The sequence below is a fragment of the Cellvibrio japonicus Ueda107 genome, from assembly GCF_000019225.1.
Taxonomy (GTDB): domain Bacteria; phylum Pseudomonadota; class Gammaproteobacteria; order Pseudomonadales; family Cellvibrionaceae; genus Cellvibrio; species Cellvibrio japonicus.
On sequence record NC_010995.1, the window covers coordinates 1322915 to 1337892 of the forward strand.

12 protein-coding genes are annotated in these 14978 nt (G+C 53.6%); 11 read left to right on the forward strand and 1 reads right to left on the reverse strand.

What is annotated here, in order from left to right; translation table 11 throughout:
• Nucleotides 1-15 precede the first annotated feature (15 nt).
• From dnaE to CJA_RS05540, 3 genes are all read left to right on the forward strand, one after another.
• The gene (dnaE, locus tag CJA_RS05530) at nucleotides 16-3549 is read left to right on the forward strand and encodes a DNA polymerase III subunit alpha (RefSeq protein WP_012486775.1); all 3534 of its coding nucleotides are present in this window, start codon (nucleotides 16-18) and stop codon (nucleotides 3547-3549) included.
• A gap of 167 nt (nucleotides 3550-3716) precedes the next feature.
• Nucleotides 3717-4172 (forward strand): CBS domain-containing protein, encoded by a 456-nt coding sequence (locus tag CJA_RS05535; RefSeq protein WP_012486776.1) that lies wholly within the window; start codon nucleotides 3717-3719, stop codon nucleotides 4170-4172.
• 366 nt (nucleotides 4173-4538) lie between these two features.
• Nucleotides 4539-5486 (forward strand): acetyl-CoA carboxylase carboxyltransferase subunit alpha, encoded by a 948-nt coding sequence (locus tag CJA_RS05540; RefSeq protein ID WP_012486777.1) that lies wholly within the window; start codon nucleotides 4539-4541, stop codon nucleotides 5484-5486.
• 464 nt (nucleotides 5487-5950) lie between these two features.
• Here the strand turns inward: CJA_RS05540 and CJA_RS05545 are convergent, their stop codons facing one another.
• Nucleotides 5951-7093 (reverse strand): L-lactate dehydrogenase, encoded by a 1143-nt coding sequence (locus CJA_RS05545; RefSeq protein WP_041551156.1) that lies wholly within the window; start codon nucleotides 7091-7093, stop codon nucleotides 5951-5953.
• A gap of 226 nt (nucleotides 7094-7319) precedes the next feature.
• Between CJA_RS05545 and fucP the strand changes: the two genes are divergently transcribed.
• From fucP to CJA_RS05585, 8 genes are all read left to right on the forward strand, one after another.
• A complete protein-coding gene (gene fucP, locus CJA_RS05550; protein ID WP_012486780.1) occupies nucleotides 7320-8630 on the forward strand; it encodes an L-fucose:H+ symporter permease in 1311 nt (436 codons plus the stop codon).
• Nucleotides 8627-9505, forward strand: coding sequence for an amidohydrolase family protein (locus CJA_RS05555; protein ID WP_012486781.1), 879 nt, complete (start codon nucleotides 8627-8629; stop codon nucleotides 9503-9505). The genes fucP and CJA_RS05555 overlap by 4 nt, the downstream gene beginning before the upstream one ends.
• A 97-nt stretch (nucleotides 9506-9602) precedes the next feature.
• The gene (locus CJA_RS05560; protein ID WP_012486782.1) at nucleotides 9603-10427 is read left to right on the forward strand and encodes an IclR family transcriptional regulator; all 825 of its coding nucleotides are present in this window, start codon (nucleotides 9603-9605) and stop codon (nucleotides 10425-10427) included.
• Nucleotides 10428-10622: 195 nt separating this feature from the next.
• Nucleotides 10623-11735: an aldo/keto reductase gene (locus tag CJA_RS05565; protein WP_012486783.1), complete on the forward strand. Its 1113-nt coding sequence runs from the start codon at nucleotides 10623-10625 to the stop codon at nucleotides 11733-11735.
• A complete protein-coding gene (locus CJA_RS05570; RefSeq protein WP_012486784.1) occupies nucleotides 11732-12079 on the forward strand; it encodes a UxaA family hydrolase in 348 nt (115 codons plus the stop codon). Before CJA_RS05565 ends, CJA_RS05570 begins: the two co-directional genes overlap by 4 nt.
• Complete coding sequence (locus tag CJA_RS05575; RefSeq protein WP_012486785.1) at nucleotides 12076-13293, forward strand: UxaA family hydrolase; 1218 nt, start codon at nucleotides 12076-12078, stop codon at nucleotides 13291-13293. Before CJA_RS05570 ends, CJA_RS05575 begins: the two co-directional genes overlap by 4 nt.
• A 73-nt stretch (nucleotides 13294-13366) precedes the next feature.
• Nucleotides 13367-14095, forward strand: coding sequence for an SDR family oxidoreductase (locus tag CJA_RS05580; protein ID WP_012486786.1), 729 nt, complete (start codon nucleotides 13367-13369; stop codon nucleotides 14093-14095).
• 24 nt (nucleotides 14096-14119) lie between these two features.
• Nucleotides 14120-14965 carry a fumarylacetoacetate hydrolase family protein gene (locus CJA_RS05585; protein WP_012486787.1) on the forward strand — a complete coding sequence of 282 codons (846 nt, stop codon included), beginning with the start codon at nucleotides 14120-14122 and terminating at the stop codon, nucleotides 14963-14965.
• Nucleotides 14966-14978: the final 13 nt, after the last annotated feature.

Genomic DNA, 14978 nt, shown 5'->3' on the forward strand with positions numbered 1-14978 from the left:
GACGTATAAACGCCTATGCCCGCCGCCAATTTTGTTCATTTGCGCCTACATACCGAGTTTTCGCTCAGCGATAGTTTGGTGCGTATAAAACCGCTGATCAAACGCGTAGCGGAACTCAATATGCCCGCCTGTGCGATTACTGATCAAACCAATTTTTATGGGTTAATCAAATTTTATAAAGCCGCCCAGGGGACGGGTATCAAACCCATTGCCGGCAGTGATTTCCTGATGGCCAGCCATGAAACAGATGGCAAACCGACGCTGCTTACCTTGCTGGCGATGAATAATCAGGGTTATAAAAATATTATTGAGTTGATTTCACGCGCGTGGCGTTCCGGGCAACAGCAGGGTATTGCCTATATACAGCGCGAATGGATCAGTGAATACAGCGAAGGTGTCATAGCGCTGTCCGGCGGTAAGTTTGGCGATGTGGGTATGGCGCTACTCGGAGGGCGACAGGCGCAAGCCCAGGAATTATTGCAGGGCTGGATGCGCGACTTTCCGAATCGTTTTTACCTGGAGTTGCAGCGTACCGGGCGTGAAAACGACGAAAACTATCTCCATGCAGCCGTTGACCTTGCCGCACAGATGCAGTGCCCGGTGGTGGCAACCAACGACGTTCGCTTTTTAAAAACCAGTGAGTTTGAAGTTCACGAGGCCCGTGTTTGCATTGGTGAAGGCCGCACGCTGGATGATCCGCGCCGTGAGCGACGTTACAGCGACCAGCAGTATCTGCGCTCGGCCGAAGAGATGGTTGAGTTATTCAGTGATATTCCCGAAGCGATTGCCAACAGCGTTGAAATTGCCAAGCGCTGTACCATCACGATCCAAATGGGTAAATACTTTTTGCCCGAATATCCTGTTCCGGAAGGTCTAACCGAAGCGGAGTTTTTTCGCAAAATTTCACTTGAAGGGCTTGATTGGCGCCTCGAAAAAATCCTGGATAAATCACTGCCGGATTACGCCGAGCGCCGCAAGGTTTATGAAGAGCGCTTGAACTTCGAGTTGGATATTATTATCCAGATGGGGTTTCCCGGTTACTTCCTGATTGTGATGGACTTTATCCAGTGGGCTAAGGACCATGATATTCCGGTGGGACCGGGGCGCGGTTCCGGTGCCGGCTCACTGGTGGCCTATGCGCTGAAAATTACCGATCTCGACCCCCTGCAATACGATTTGCTGTTCGAACGTTTCCTGAACCCCGAGCGGGTTTCCATGCCTGACTTTGATATCGATTTCTGCATGGACAACCGCGACAAGGTGATTGCCTACGTTGCCGAAAACTATGGTCGCGATGCCGTTAGCCAGATTATTACCTTCGGTACCATGGCAGCCAAGGCGGTGGTGCGCGATGTGGCGCGCGTGCAAGGTAAATCCTACGGTCTGGCCGACAAACTGTCCAAAATGATCCCGCCCACACCGGGCATGACGCTGGCCCAGGCGTTGGAGGAGGAGCCGCAATTAAAGGAATTCCTGGCGCAGGATGGCGATGCGCAGGAAATCTGGGAAATGGCGGTGCAATTGGAAGGGTTGACACGCAACGTCGGTAAGCATGCGGGGGGGGTAGTGATCGCACCCACTAAACTCACTGATTTTGCCCCGTTGTTTTGCGACGAAACCGGCAGTGGCCTGGTAACCCAATTTGATAAGGGGGATGTGGAAGAAGCGGGACTGGTGAAGTTTGACTTCCTCGGGTTGCGCACGCTCACCATTATCGATTGGGCGCGTATCATGATCGATAAGCAGCGGCGTAAACGCGGCGAGTCGCCACTGGATATTAACGCTATTCCCCTCGATGATGCCAAAACCTTTGGCCTGTTAAAGCGCGCAGAAACTACCGCGGTGTTCCAGTTGGAATCCCGCGGTATGAAAGATCTGATCAAGCGTTTACAGCCGGATAACATCGAAGACTTGATCGCCCTGGTAGCGCTTTTCCGTCCCGGCCCATTGGAGTCGGGCATGGTGGATGACTTTATCAACCGCAAACACGGTCGCGCCGAAGTCGCTTATCCCGATGCAAAATTCCAGCATGCCTCGCTCAAACCTGTGCTTGAACCTACCTATGGCGTTATCGTCTACCAGGAGCAGGTAATGCAGATCGCCCAGGTCCTGGCCGGTTATACCCTGGGTGGTGCGGACATGCTGCGCCGTGCTATGGGTAAAAAGAAACCGGAGGAAATGGCCAAACAGCGCTCGGTGTTTGAAGAGGGCGCTAAAAAGCAGGGCGTTGATCCCGACCTGGCGATCAAGATCTTCGACCTGGTGGAAAAATTTGCCGGTTACGGTTTTAACAAATCCCACTCGGCTGCCTATGCGATAGTCTCCTACCAAACAGCCTGGCTAAAAGCACATTACCCGGCGCACTTTATGGCGGCGACCATGTCGTCGGATATGGATAAAACCGACAAGGTGGTGACCTTTATCGAAGAGTGTCGCACCATGAAATTGAAACTCCTGCCGCCGGATGTAAATTCCGGGGAGTTTCATTTTACCGTTGATGATGCAGGGCGCATTATTTACGGTCTGGGCGCGATTAAAGGTTTGGGTGAAGGGCCGGTAGAGTCGATTATCGCGGCGCGCAATGACGGTGGTCCCTTTAAGGATTTATTTGATTTTTGTGCGCGTGTGGATGCGCGCAAAGTGAACAAGCGCGCACTCGAAGCCATTATCCGCTCCGGTGCTGCAGATAGCCTGGGGCCGACCTACGATACGCCCGAATACAATATTGACCATGATCGTGCGGTGATGTTCTCGGCGATGGCCGAGGCGGTGAAAACGGCTGAACAGGCAACGGCCAACAGCAATGCCGGCATGATGGATTTGTTCGGTGCTGTGATGGCGTCAGAGGAATCCACCAACGATGTGTACGCCGATTTCCGCCGTGTGCGCACCTGGACGATCAAGGAGCGTTTGCATGCCGAAAAAGAAACCCTGGGTTTATATCTGACCGGCCATCCTATCGATGAGTATGAATCGGAGTTGAGTCATTTTGTCAGCTCGCGTATTGCCAACCTGAAGCCGGAAAAAGGTAACCAGACCATTGCCGGTTTGATCATTTCGCAACGGATTGTGAAAACCAAGCGCGGCGACAATATGGCTATCCTGACGTTGGATGATCGTACCGGTCGCATGGACATCACCTTGTTTGCGGAAGCTTACAATAATGCCCGCGATTTATTGTTGAAAGACGGCTTGCTGGTCATTAGTGGGCAGGTACGTTACGACGATTTTAGCGGCATGCTGAAGATGAGTGCTGAAACTGTGCGCTTGCTGGCTGATGTGCGCCAGGAAAAAGCGCGCGAATTATACCTGCACCTGGATTCCGGAGCCCTGCCTGCCAATTTCGCGCGGGAACTGGGCGAGCTGCTGGACCCCTATCGCCAGTCACCGCAACAGGAGGCGCGCTGTGCCCTGGTAATTGACTACCAACGCAGTGATGCCCGTGCCCAGTTGCGCCTGGGCGATGCCTGGCGTATTCGCCCGGAAGATGAATTACTCCAGCGTTTGCGCGACCTCTATGGCAATAAATGCCTGAATTTGGTGTATTGATATTCTGTCGCTGTTTAAAAAGATTTGCATTAAATAAAATTCGCGATAGATAAACTCGATCTAAAAACCAATCACTAATCGATGAATCCTGTGCACATCGCTGTCGTCATAGGGCTACACTGTAATATGGAAATCGCTGATTGACGCTAATAATGTAGAGGTGCCTTATGTCGTCCATTCTGGTGAAAGACTATATGCAGTCCAGTGTCCAGGCAGTCAAAGCAAATGCCAGTGTGCGTGAACTGGTTGAGTATTTGTTGAAATGGAATGTGACGGGACTTCCGGTTATTGATGAGCATATGCGAGTTATCGGCTTTATATCCGAGCAGGATTGCATCAAGGAAATGCTCAATAGCGCCTTTTATGCGGAGGATTCTGCACAGGTTCGCAGCATTATGCGCAGTGATGTGCTCACCGTCACACCGGATACCAGTATTCTTGAAATTGCGGAAACCATGCTGGGTAACAAACCGAAAAATTATCCGGTCATAGAGCAAGGTAAATTGGTGGGATTGATTAGCCGCCGCATGATCCTGCAAGCATTGCGCGATAATAACGTTGCTTATTTTTCTCCGCACAATAAACCATTATCTACTGTACAGGTGCGTACGCCGTTCAATTAGATGCCTTGGTTTTTGATAGTTCTGTATACCGCTGATGAGAGGTCTGCGGTGGATGTTTTTTACTAATATTTCCTTTATCAATCTGCTTTATCTAATAGTTTATTTGCTGTTGTTGACACAAATTTCCACTGATCATTTACAGGCTTATCTCGGATATTGTTTTCTCCCTCAGTTAACAAACCCGGATAAGTTATTCGAATTGCAGTGAAAAGATCGACTAAGCCGCCCTTTTCGCGTAAGGTAGCCACCCAATTGTGCCGCTGCTGCCTGGCTGTTTATGTCTTGTCCAAGACTGCTGCTTTCGGGAGTTGGAGCGCATCAACCATAAGACATCCGGTAGTGTCCTACCCCTAGTAAGAGCCTGATATGAATCTGAATTATCTGGATTTTGAGCAGCCTATTGCCGAACTGGAAGGCAAAATCGAAGAACTCCAACTTGTTGGTAACAGCTCTGATGTCAATCTTGCCGATGAAGTCGCCAAGTTGCGCGAAAAAAGTACCAAGCTGACTGAGACTATCTACAGCAAGTTGACTGCCTGGGATATTGTTAAGGTGGCACGCCATCCCCAGCGCCCCTATGCATCTGATTACATCTCCCGTGTTTTCACCGAGTTTGATGAGCTCCATGGCGATCGCCATTTTGGGGACGACAAGGCGATTATCGGCGGTGTAGGGCGCCTGGATGGCAAGCCCGTGATGGTCATCGGGGAAGAGAAGGGGCGTAGCGTTCACGAAAAGGTCATGCGTAATTTCGGCATGCCGCGCCCGGAAGGTTATCGCAAAGCCCTGCGCCTGATGGAAATGGCGGAGCGGTTCAAGCTACCGGTATTGACCCTGATTGATACTCCCGGCGCCTATCCGGGCATAGATTCTGAAGAGCGCGGGATTTCTGAATCCATCGCACAGAATCTGGCGGTGATGTCCCGCCTGCGCACCCCGATTGTGTGTACGGTAATTGGTGAAGGCTCTTCCGGCGGTGCCCTGGCTATCGGGGTGGGCGATCACCTCAATATGCTGCAGTATTCGACCTACTTTGTTATTTCACCGGAAGGCTGCGCCAACATTATCTGGAAAACGGTCGCCAAGGCACCTGAAGCGGCTCAAGCCATGGGGGTAACCTCTAAAGTCCTGCAGGACTTGGGTATCGTGGATGAAACCATTCCCGAGCCCTTGGGCGGTGCCCATCGCAATGTCGATGAAATGGCCAGGAAACTCCAGGAGCGCCTGGTTGAACAGGTGGAGCAATTAAGCCGCGAGCCTATAGATGCCCTGCTGGAGCGCCGCTACCAACGTCTGATGAGTTATGGCAACTAACCCTGGGGGCTGCCGCTCTTCACAAAAAAACCGCCGTTAGGGCGGTTTTTTTATGGGTATAAAAAACGCCGCTGGAGGGGCATCCAGCGGCGGCACAAGGCACTGGTTGTTTAGGCCGGTGCAGGGAGAGTTCCTAAAACCCCTGACGATGGGACGACACTTTAGGAATTCGATGAGAAACCGGGTACAGGAATGGATAAACCATTGAAGTCTTCACAATTGTTTTTGTCATTTTGACTAAAAGCTATACCAGGGATGGGGGTTCGTCAAATAAAAAACATGATATTTGTATTTTTTCCGGGTTTTTATTGGGATTTTTTTGCTGATTTTGTATTTTTTCTGCAATTAATATCCTTCTTACCGGTTTTTGATGTTCACATGTATACTAGCTTGATGTCGAGTTTGTGGATGATAGTTGCTTTTCAACGTTAAGGTGGATTGCGGCGACAGCTGTGATCGGAAGGCTATGAGGCCAGGATGGCCGGTGTTATATCTTCCAGGCGGGTACAACCGGATAAGGCCATGGCAACCCGGAGTTCCCTGGCAAAAATATCCAGGATTTCCTCGACCCCTTTTTTCTGGCGGGCTGCCAGTGCGTAAACCCAGGGGCGGCCGATCATGACCATACGCGCGCCCAATGCCAATGCCCGCACTATGTCCAGGCCTGAGCGTATGCCGGAGTCCAGGATCAGTGATAAGTCGTTGCCCACCGCATCGGCAATGGCAGGTAGGGCTTTGATGGAAGACAGGGCACCGTCCAGCTGGCGGCCGCCATGGTTGGAGACAATCAGGCCATCACAGCCGATCGATTTGGCCTGGCGCGCATCCTCCGCATCGAGGATACCCTTGATAACAAAATGTCCGTCCCACTCACTGCGGATACGATCAATATCCGCCCAGGTGACACGCGGATCAAAGTTGTTACCCAGCCAGGCCCAGAATTCATCAATACCGGCCTGTTCGCCCAGGATAGGGGCAATGTTTCCCAGTGAATGGGGGCGTCCCATCAAGCCGACATCCCAGGCCCAGCGAGGCCGGCGCAATACCTGTCCGACCCGGGTAAGCTTGCGTTGCCAGAGATGGCCGCTGGATAGACCGGAGCGCATATCGCGGTAGCGTGTGGCGGGAACGGGCATATCCACGGTGAATAACAGTGTGCTGGTTCCTGCGGCCTTGGCACGATTGAGCATTTCATGCAAGAAACCGCGGTCGCGGATCATGTACAACTGAAACCAGACCGGGTGGTTAACACCGGCGCGCACTTCATCAATAGAGCAGGCCGATACGGTGGACAGGCAGAAGGGAACACCCGCTGCTTCTGCCGCCTGTGCGGCCTGTACTTCACCACGGCGCGCATTGAGGCCTGCAATACCGACGGGAGAGAGGCCTAAGGGTAGTTTGAATTCCTGGCCAAAAAGACGGGTTGTGGTGGTGATATTCGATACATCGCGCAGTACCCGCTGGCGCAGGGCAATGTGTTGCAGATCCCGCTGGTTGTTGCGCAGCGTAGTTTCGCTGAAGGCGCCGCCGTCAATATATTCAAATAAAAAGTGGGGTAAGCGCTTGCGGGCGAGGGTGCGGTAGTCCTCAATGCTGGCCAGAATCATAGATGCCTCAAATTGCACGTGATAAAGTGTTATAGTTAAAATTACCTTATGTTATTCTATTTCATGCGTAAAATAAATTTTACGCATGAGTGGCGACTAACTGGATTGCGTATAAGTACAACATTGCGTTGGATAAGTGCAAAGAGCTCGCCAGGGAGCTGTTGGTTGTCGCTATAAACCGCTGTTAATAACGATAAATGCGGCCAAAAGGCCACGCGGAGTCACTATGACGGATTCGCCCGGGACAGGTAAAAACCTGTTATTGCCCCTGATATTGATCACCAGTCTCTTTTTTTTATGGGGGCTGGCTAATCACTTGAACGATATTTTGTTAACCCAGTTTAAAAAAGTCTTTTCGCTGACTGACCTGAAAGCGGGATTGGTCCAATCGGCGTTTTATCTGGGGTATTTTCTGTTGGCCATACCGGCTGCCTTGTGGATGAAGCGTTTTGGTTACCGGGCCGGTGTGGTTTTCGGGTTGTTACTTTACGGCTTGGGGGCTTTGCTGTTTTATCCCGCTGCCCAGGTACGCGAATACAGTGTGTTTTTGATGGCATTGTTTGTCATTGCATCGGGTTTGGCCTTCCTGGAAACCTCGGCCAATCCATTGATCATCGCCATGGGCGATCCGGCAACGGCTGAGCGCCGGTTGAATTTTGCCCAATCCTTTAACCCCCTGGGGGCGATTACCGGTGTGCTTATCGGGCGCGAGTTTATCCTGTCCGGCAATGAGCCCAGTGCAGAAGAGTTGGCAGCCATGTCGGCGTCGCAACTGGAGCAGTTTTACCAGGCGGAATCCCATGCAGTGCAGGGGCCTTATATGGTGCTGGCCGCAGTAGTCCTGTGCGGCGCACTCCTGGTGTGGTTGGCGCGTTTCCCCCGCGTGGCGACCCAGCCGGCGGTGGATGGGGGGGCTGGCAGCTGGTCAGATTATCGCTGGCTACTGGCTAACGGGCGTTTTATGGCGGGCGTGATGGCCCAGTTCTTTTATGTGGGTGCCCAGGTGTGTATCTGGGCTTTTATGATCCGCTACGGCCAGGAGGCCATGCCCGGTACAGGAGAAAAGACCCTGGCCGTGTATGTCCTCGCTTCCCTGGTGGTGTTTATGTTGGGGCGTTTTGTGGCCACCGCATTGATGGCGCGAGTGCGTGCGAGCTGGTTGATGGGCGTCTATGCCGCGATCAATATGGGACTTTGTGCAATTGCACTGCTCTGGCCCAGCCATAGTGGATTGCTTGCCCTGGTGGCCAGCTGCTTCTTTATGTCGTTAATGTTTCCCACGATTTTTGCCCTGAGTGTCAAGGGTTTGGGCGAGCGCACCAAAGCGGGTTCCTCCTTGCTCATCATGGCTATTGTTGGCGGTGCGGTGTTGAGTGCCCTGATGGGCTGGGTGTCGGATTTGACCAGTATCCACACCGCCCTGGTGGTTCCCCTGGCCTGTTTTGCGGTAGTGGCGGCCTATGCGCGTTCGGCGGATCGCCACCTGGTGGCGCAGCAACCTGTAATACAGCGTCGGTCCATGGAGACCAGCCTGTGATCGATGGGCACGTGCATCTGTGGCAACTGGGGCAGCATGGTTGTACCTGGCCTACGCCAGCAGAGGCACCGATTTACCGCAGCTATGGCCTGGACGATTTGGCTCCATTGGCGCAGGCGGCCGGTATCGAAGGGGTGGTATTGGTACAGTCCCAGCAACAGGATGCGGATACCGATTACCTGCTGTCAGTGGCAGCTCATCCGCTGGTTAAGGCGGTGGTCGGTTGGGTGGATCTGCTTGATCGCGCCGCGCCGCAGCGTATCCGGGCGCTGGCGAGTGATCCCAAGCTGCGCAGTATCCGGCCCATGTTGCAGTGCCTGCCCGATGATGACTGGATCTGCCAGGCGGAGCTGGCCCCTGCTATTGCGGCACTGGAGGATAAGGGCCTGGTGTTTGATGCCTTGGTATTTCCGCGCCATTTACCGTACCTGGCCCGTTTTGCGCGCCGCTATCCCGGTTTGCCTGTGGTGATAGACCATGCTGCCAAGCCTCCGCTGGCGACAGGCAATAAACAGGGGTTTAACGCCTGGTGTGCAGCTATGGCACCGCTGGCCGATATGGCCCAGGTCTATTGCAAACTCTCCGGTTTACTGACGGAGGCGGCCGCTGACCAGGGAGAAGAAGCCCTGTATCCCTATGTGGATTGGCTATTGGCCAACATTGGCGCAGAGCGCCTGTTGTGGGGCAGTGACTGGCCTGTGGTGGAGTTGGCTCCCGCAAAACACCTGGCCGGTTATAGGGCCTGGCAGCAATTGACCCTGGCGTTGCTGGCATCCTGTAGTCCGGTCGAGCGCCAGGCCATTATGGGGGGAACCGCTCGCCAGTTTTATCAGTTTTCAGAAAGTGGCGCCTTTGCGGGCAGGGCTGCCACCTAAAATAATGATGCCCGATCGGCAACCTGGATACCTCTGGCAACCAGGACGTTACAGCAACAACAGCGGGGCCATAAGCCCGTAATAACGAGAACAAACTATGACATCCCTACATACCCATACCCTTGATGACAACGGACAGGAAACACAGGACGAGGCCCATGAAGCCGAGCGTAAATATCGCGCACCGGCATTGGAAAAAGGCCTGGATATTCTGGAATTGCTGGCGCGCAGTGAGTCGCCCATGACGACTTCGCAGATGGCAGCTACCTTGGGGCGTTCGGTCAGTGAGCTGTTCCGCATGGTGTTGGCGCTGGAGTATCGCGGCTATATTTCCCAGGTACCCGATGGGCGCGATGGCTACATCCTGACCAATAAGCTCTTCACCCTGGGTATTTCCCAGGGATCGGCCAAAACCCTGTTGGAAGCTGCCTTGCCAGTGATGAAGGAAATCAGCCGTGAACTGGGCCAATCCTGCCATTTGGTGGTGCCTTCCGGTGACCAGATTGTGGTGGTAGCGCGCCTGGAAAGCCCTATGGACCTGGGATTCTCGGTGCGTGTCGGGTATCGCCGCCGCTTGATTGATACCAACTCAGGCGCCCTGCTATACGGTTATGCACAACCCGATGTGCAAGCGGTGTGGTTGCCACAGCTATCGGCCAGTGTGGATTTGGAGCGTATTGATCGCTTTTTGTTGAAGTCACGCAAAGCCGCGGAACAAGGTTTTATCCAATTGCCCAGTGATTTTGTGGATGGCGTGACGGATTTTTGTGTCCCTATTCGCGGTAGGCAGGGGGCGCTGGCGGTATTGGTCGTACCCTATATTTCTATCAAATCCATGCCCATGGAGCCCAATCGGGTGCGCGAGCGCTTGCTGGCCGCGGCGCAGCGTATTGCCGATGCCCTGGTTGACGAGGGGCGCTGATGCGAGCTTGTCGTTAATCTTTGCCTGATAAAGCCGACTTGATGTCGGCTTTATCGTTTTTGGTGCAAACACTTTGACGAGGTTATAAATTTCACGCATCTTTACCGAAAAAGTCTTTTTAACTATATGTCTCTCGGGTAAAATTATTTTCACAGACGATGCCATTTTTAATTATAAAAAGAGGCGGTATTGGCTTTGCGCTCTCAAGCTAACGTATTTACAACATCATCACCTCCGGCGACAGAACCCCATCGTTTTGGTACCAGTGAGGTTGTCCTATCGCCCCTGGGTTTTGGGGCGGCGCCTATTGGCAATCTTTACCAGTCCATGGGGGATGAACAGGCGGCGGCGACAGTCGAGGCAGCCTTGCTGGCGGGGATTCGCTACTACGATAGCGCGCCGCATTACGGTTTTGGCCTGAGCGAAACCCGTCTGGGGCAGGTACTCAACGCCAGTGGTTTGCGCAGTCGCCTGGTGATTTCCACCAAGGTCGGGCGTTTGTTGGTCCCCACCAGCTCCACGGCGCGGGAGCGCCATGGTTTTGTGGATGCTCCCGCACTGGAGCCGGTGTTTGATTACTCCTATGACGCCGTCATGCGCTCCTTTGAGCAAAGCCTTAAACGTTTGCAGACCGATTATGTGGATATTGTCTTTGCCCACGACTTGGGGGTGTTAACCCACGGCGATCAGCACTCCCACCATTTCCGGGCGTTTATCGAGGGCGGCTATCGCGCACTCTGTGAATTAAAGGCGGCCGGCCTGGTGAAAGCGATTGGCCTGGGGGCCAATGAATGGCAAGTGTGCGTCCAGGCCCTCGCCGCCGCCGAGTTTGATGGCTTCCTGTTGGCGGGGCGCTACACCCTGTTGGAGCAGGAGGCGGTGGATAGCTTTTTACCCTTGTGTGCCGAGCGCGGTGCATCGGTCATTGTGGGTGGCCCCTTTAATTCCGGGATTCTTGCCACCGGTGCGCGCGGCACCGGCGAGGTGTATTACAACTATCGGCCCGCACCTGCCGCCGTTATAAAACAAGTCAATGCACTGGAAGAGGTGTGCGATGCTTTCTCCGTCCCCCTGCCGGCTGCCGCCTTGCAATTTCCAGCGGCGCATCCCCGTGTGTGCTGCCTCCTGGCCGGTTTTGCTACACCCCGGCAGGTACAGCAGGCTAACCATTGGTTACACCAGGCAATTGCCCCTGACTTTTGGCGCACCCTGCGCCAGCGCAACCTGGTATCCGCTGCTGCCCCCTTACCCGGTTTCCCGCCGGTCGCTTTCCAGGCGGACAAAGGGCTTGCAGGTGAGCCTCAATGAGTGAACCCCATGCTATGAATAAACCTGTCCATGCCGCTGTGGCGTCGCTGATTTTGCTGCACCCGACTGACAACGTCCTGATCTGCGTATCGCCAATTCACGCGGGTGACGCCATCGTGATTGATGGCACAACACTGGTGGCTCCCATGGCGATCAGTGTGGGCCATAAGGTCGCGCGCTTATCCATGAGCCCGGGTGACAAGGTATTGCGTTATGGCGCCCCTATCGGCTCTATCACTGAGCCGGTCAATCAGGGTGAACATGTGCATATGCACAATATGAAAAGCGATTACATCCCGAGCCATACCCGTAGTCGCCAGAGCCAATATCGGAGTGAATCATGAAGCCTGCCGTGCATTTTTCCGCCTGGTTGCGCGCTGATGGGCGCAAGGGTATTCGCAATGTGATTGTGGTTGCCTATCTGGTGGAGTGCGCGCATCACGTTGCGCGTCGCATTGTCACACTCGCCAATGATATGGATGTCCACTTGATCGGATTCCCCGGTTGTTATCCCAACCAATATGCCTACGACATGATGCGCGCTGTGTGTACGCATCCCAATGTGGGCGGTGCCCTTCTGGTTTCGCTGGGCTGTGAAAGCATGAACCGCGAAAAATTGATCGCTGATGTGGTGGCCAGCGGTCGGCCTGCCGAACTGTTGGTAATCCAGGAAACGGGCGGCACCAGGGCAACGATTGATGCAGGTGTTGCTGCCATAGCGCGTTTGCAGGCGCAAGTGGCGCAGGTAACGCGTGTGCCCATGTGCTTGCAGGAATTGATTGTGGGCACCATTTGCGGCGGTTCTGATGGTACCAGCGGTATAACCGCGAACCCGGCTGTGGGGCGTTGTTTTGATGCGCTGGTAGCAGCTGATGCCACCTGTATTTTTGAAGAGACAGGCGAGTTGATCGGCTGTGAAACGATTATGGCGGATCGCGCGATTACGCCGGAATTAGGTGCGGAGATCGAAGCCTGTGTGGCCAAGGCCGAACACTATTACCGCATCATGGGTTTTGGCAGTTTTGCACCGGGAAATGCCGACGGTGGTTTAACCACGCTGGAAGAAAAATCCATGGGCGCCTACTCAAAATCCGGTTCGTCGCCGATCAGCGGTTTGATTAAACCGGGTGATATTCCGCCGGCAGGTGGTTTGTATCTATTGGATGTTGTGCCCGATGGCGAGCCGCGTTTTGGCTTCCCCAATATTTCCGATAACGCTGAAATTGTGGAGCTGATTGCCTGCGGTTCCCATGTGATTTTATTTACCACCGGACGCGGCTCCGTCGTGGGCTCGGCTATTTCTCCAGTGATAAAAATTTGCGCGAATCCCGAGACCTATCGCCGCCTGGCGGGCGACATGGATGTGAATGCCGGGCGCATATTGGAGGGAGAGGCGAGCCTGGATGAGGTCGGCGAGGAAATTTTACAGCAAGTGATTGCGGTGGCGTCCGGCCAGCGCAGCCTTTCAGAGGAATTAGGGCACCAGGAGTTTATTTTAACCTACAAGGCGTTTGAACCTATTGGGCCCAGTTGCCTGCCGGTAAGGCAAATTGCTTGAGGCGGATGAGGGCCTTGTTCCCGCGCCAGCTGGCGCTCTCTTTTTTGGTTTTGGACAGGAAAAAGAATAATTTATGAAACGACTCAACGGTAAAGTGGCATTAGTGACCGCGGCGGCCCAAGGCATAGGTCGCGCTACAGTGGAATTATTTGCTGCTGAGGGGGCACAGGTGATCGCCACGGATATTAACCGGGAAGGATTGGCGACATTGGAAAATTGCACAACAAGATATCTTGATGTACTCAACAGTAAAGATGTGCAAGACCTGGCGCAGCAACTGGGCGGTATCGATATTTTATTTAACTGCGCTGGCTATGTGCACAATGGCACTATTCTGGATTGCGATGAAAAAGAGTGGAATTTTTCCTTCGATTTGAACGTCAGTTCCATGTACCGCACCATCCACAGTTTCCTGCCCGGCATGATAGCGCGCGGTGGGGGATCGATTATCAATATGTCATCCGTCGCAAGCTCCATTAAAGGAGCGCCCAATCGCTTTGCCTATGGCATGACGAAAGCGGCAGTGATTGGTTTGACCAAAGCGGTTGCCGCTGATTTTGTCACTCAGGGCGTGCGCTGTAATGCGATTTGCCCCGGTACGGTACAGACGCCGTCACTGGAGGCGCGTATGCAGGCAACCGGCGATTATGAATCCGCCTATAAAAATTTTGTGGCGCGCCAGCCTATGGGGCGCCTGGGCAGTGCACGGGAGATGGCGGAATTGGCGTTGTATTTGGCCAGTGATGCCGCTGCGTTTACCACCGGGGCGATTCATGTTATCGACGGTGGCTGGAGCAATTAGGTAACAATATCCAAGAGACAAATTATGAAATTACTTCGTTATGGCAACCCCGGTCAGGAGCGCCCCGGTATCGTAGATGCACAGGGGCAGGTACGTGATTTATCGGCCCTGGTCGCTGATATTGGCGGCGCTGCCTTGTCGGCCGAATCTTTACAAACAATCGCCAACACGTCTATCGATTCACTGCCGTTAGTTGATCGCGCTGTGCGCCTTGGCCCTTGTGTAAGCAGTGTGGGTAAGTTTATCTGCATCGGTCTGAATTACGCGGACCATGCCGCAGAATCGGGTATGCCGGTCCCGGCTGAGCCGGTGGTATTTATGAAGGCAACCAGTGCGATTACCGGGCCCAATGACCCTATCATTAAACCGCGCAATTCCACCAAGCTGGATTGGGAAGTGGAGCTGGGTATTGTCATAGGCAAGCATGCCAGCTATGTGGAGCTGGATGAGGCGATGGACTATATCGCCGGTTATTGTGTGATTAACGATGTGTCCGAGCGCAATTTCCAATTAGAGCGCGGCGGCCAATGGGATAAGGGCAAAGGATGCGATAGTTTTGGCCCCATCGGCCCCTATCTGGTCACAAAAGACGAAGTGGCTGATCCGCTGAATTTACAGCTGTGGTTAAAGGTGAATGGCAAAACCTTCCAGGATGGCTCCACCAAACACATGGTATTTGGCCCCGCCTTTCTTGTGCATTACCTCTCCCAGTTTATGAGCCTGCAACCCGGTGATGTGATTAGTACCGGAACGCCGCCCGGTGTTGGCCTGGGGCAAAACCCACCGGTGTATTTGCATGAGGGCGATGTGGTAGAGCTGGGTATTGAGGGAATGGGAATACAGAAACAAATTGTGGTGAATGCACAGTAAAGTAATCGCCGCA

Coding starts and splice junctions, on each gene's coding strand:
- dnaE (WP_012486775.1), top strand. CDS start 16: ATGCCCGCCGCCAATTTTGTTCATTTGCGCCTACATACCGAGTTTTCG.
- CJA_RS05535 (WP_012486776.1), top strand. CDS start 3,717: ATGTCGTCCATTCTGGTGAAAGACTATATGCAGTCCAGTGTCCAGGCA.
- CJA_RS05540 (WP_012486777.1), top strand. CDS start 4,539: ATGAATCTGAATTATCTGGATTTTGAGCAGCCTATTGCCGAACTGGAA.
- CJA_RS05545 (WP_041551156.1), bottom strand. CDS start 7,093: ATGATTCTGGCCAGCATTGAGGACTACCGCACCCTCGCCCGCAAGCGC.
- fucP (WP_012486780.1), top strand. CDS start 7,320: ATGACGGATTCGCCCGGGACAGGTAAAAACCTGTTATTGCCCCTGATA.
- CJA_RS05560 (WP_012486782.1), top strand. CDS start 9,603: ATGACATCCCTACATACCCATACCCTTGATGACAACGGACAGGAAACA.
- CJA_RS05570 (WP_012486784.1), top strand. CDS start 11,732: ATGAGTGAACCCCATGCTATGAATAAACCTGTCCATGCCGCTGTGGCG.
- CJA_RS05575 (WP_012486785.1), top strand. CDS start 12,076: ATGAAGCCTGCCGTGCATTTTTCCGCCTGGTTGCGCGCTGATGGGCGC.
- CJA_RS05580 (WP_012486786.1), top strand. CDS start 13,367: ATGAAACGACTCAACGGTAAAGTGGCATTAGTGACCGCGGCGGCCCAA.
- CJA_RS05585 (WP_012486787.1), top strand. CDS start 14,120: ATGAAATTACTTCGTTATGGCAACCCCGGTCAGGAGCGCCCCGGTATC.